The 2,448-nt window shown below is 67.2% G+C and carries 4 protein-coding genes; all 4 read left to right on the top strand.

From position 1 onward, the window contains the following. A partial coding sequence (locus tag EON91_RS14195; RefSeq protein ID WP_292096018.1) for a TonB family protein occupies positions 1–550 on the top strand: 550 nt, incomplete at its 5' end. A gap of 127 nt (positions 551–677) precedes the next feature. Then, complete coding sequence (rpsM, locus tag EON91_RS14200) at positions 678–1,046, top strand: 30S ribosomal protein S13 (protein WP_292096020.1); 369 nt, start codon at positions 678–680, stop codon at positions 1,044–1,046. Between the two features lie 16 nt (positions 1,047–1,062). Then, a complete protein-coding gene (gene rpsK / locus EON91_RS14205) occupies positions 1,063–1,452 on the top strand; it encodes a 30S ribosomal protein S11 (protein WP_292096022.1) in 390 nt (129 codons plus the stop codon). Between the two features lie 94 nt (positions 1,453–1,546). Continuing rightward, positions 1,547–2,448 (top strand): DNA-directed RNA polymerase subunit alpha (locus tag EON91_RS14210; RefSeq protein WP_292096024.1); only part of this gene is annotated, 902 nt, incomplete at its 3' end.

The raw sequence follows: 2,448 nt of genomic DNA on the forward strand, positions 1-2,448 counted from the left end.
GCCCGAGCCTGTCCGGACGGGGGGAGGGGGCGCGCCGGCCGCGCCGTCGCGCGTGCATCTGCCTCCGCCGCCCGTGCGGCCCACTCCACCAGAGATTACGGCGCCGCCTCAACCCGCGCCCGAGCCGCCCCTGGTGATCGGCGTCGCCCCTGACGCCACGCCGACGCCCGGTCAGGGCCTGGGCGGTGAGGGGGCAGGGGCCGGTGACGGCCGGGGCGAGGGCGCGGGATCCGGCGAAGGCGGCACGCCGCCGCGTCTGGTGCGGGGGCCCTCTATGGCCGATCTGCGCCGCGAGCACCCGCCGGCGGCCCTGCGTGCGCGTCGGGGCGGGCGAGGAGAGGTTTCGTGCGTCATTCGAGCGGACACGACGCTGGAGGCCTGCCGGCTGGTGCGCGAGACGCCGCCGGGCTATGGGTTCGGCGAGGCGGCGCTGCGCGCGGCGCGCTACTTCCGCTTTCAACCCCCTACGCGGGGCGGTGTCCCGCTGGTTGGAGAGCGGGTCACGTTCGGCGTCGAATTCGGGCCGTCGCCGGGATCCGAAGCGCGTTAACGGTTTCGGGGCGTTGACGGAAATGGAATCGCATGTATAACGGCGCGCTTCCGCGAAGGGCGTCCACGCTCCTGGTCTGTTGACCGGAGCGGTTTCGGCGTCTGAAAACGCGTACCTGGAGAATTTCGTGGCCCGTATCGCTGGCGTCAACATCCCGACCAACAAGCGCGTCGAAATCGCGCTTCAGTACATCCATGGCATCGGCGCGCACGCCGCCAAGGACATCACCGCGAAGGTCGGCATCGAGCCGGCGCGTCGCGTGAACCAACTGACGGACGCTGAAGTCCTGCAGATCCGCGAAACCATCGACCGCGACCATACGGTCGAGGGCGACCTGCGTCGCGAGACCTCGATGAACATCAAGCGTCTGATGGACCTGGCCTGCTATCGCGGCCTGCGTCACCGCAAGGGCCTGCCGGTCCGCGGTCAACGCACGCACACGAACGCTCGCACCCGCAAGGGTCCGGCCAAGCCGATCGCCGGCAAGAAGAAGTAAGAGAAAGAGCTGATCGATGGCCAAGGAACCGGGTCGCGTAAAGAAGCGCGAGCGCAAGAACATCACTTCGGGCGTCGCCCACGTGAATGCGTCGTTCAACAACACCATGATCACGATCACGGACGCCCAGGGGAACGCTATCTCCTGGTCGTCGGCCGGTCACATGGGTTTCAAGGGTTCGCGCAAGTCGACGCCGTACGCCGCCCAGATGGCTGCCGAAGACGCCGGCAAGAAGGCCGCCGAGCACGGCGTCAAGACGCTGGAAGTCAACGTCTCGGGTCCCGGTTCCGGCCGTGAATCGGCCCTGCGCGCCCTGCAGGCCGTCGGCATGACCATCACGACCATCCGTGACGTGACGCCGATGCCGCACAACGGTTGCCGTCCGCCCAAGCGCCGCCGCGTCTAAGCGTACCGACGACCCCTTTTCCCGCCGGCTCCGGCGCGCCTGATCTGTACGAGACCAGGGCGCGGGGCCGGCGAAACCCGTTCGAGGGACACCAATGATCGAAAGAAACTGGCAAGAGCTGATCCGTCCCGAGAAGCCGCAGGTCGAAGTCGGTTCGGATCCGCTGCGCAAGGCGCGGCTGGTGGCCGAACCGCTGGAACGCGGCTTCGGTGTGACGCTCGGCAACGCCCTGCGCCGCGTACTTCTGTCGTCGCTGCAAGGCGCGGCCGTCACGGCCATCCAGATCGACGGCGTGGTCCATGAATTCTCGTCGCTGGAAGGCGTGCGGGAAGACGTCGTGGACATCGTCCTGAACATCAAGCAACTGGCGCTGCGCATGCACGCCGAAGGCCCCAAGCGCATGACCCTGCGCGCCACGGGCCCCGGCGCCGTCACCGCCGGCCAGATCGACGTGCCGTCTGACATCGAGGTTCTGAACCCCGATCACGTCATCTGCACGCTCGACGACGGCGCTTCGGTGCGCATGGAGTTGACCGTCCAGAACGGCAAGGGCTACGTCGCCGCCGAACTGAACCGTCCGGAAGACGCGCCGATCGGCCTGATCGCCGTCGATGCCCTGTATTCGCCGGTCAAGCGCGTCGCCTATCGCGTCGAGCCGACCCGTCAGGGCCAGTCGCTGGATTACGACAAGCTGATCATGGAAGTCGAAACCAACGGCGCCGTGAGCCCGGTGGACGCGGTGGCCTACGCCTCGCGCATCCTCCAGGACCAGTTGCAGATCTTCATCACCTTCGATGAGCCCAAGAAGGCGGTCGAACAGGCGGACGGCAAGCCCGACCTGCCGTTCAACCCGGCTCTGCTCAAGAAGGTCGACGAACTGGAGCTGTCGGTCCGTTCGGCCAACTGCCTGAAGAACGACAACATCGTCTACATCGGCGACCTGATCCAGAAGACCGAGGGTGAAATGCTTCGCACCCCGAACTTCGGCCGCAAGTC

The organism is Brevundimonas sp. (assembly GCF_004210735.1).
Classification (GTDB): Bacteria; Pseudomonadota; Alphaproteobacteria; order Caulobacterales; family Caulobacteraceae; genus Brevundimonas.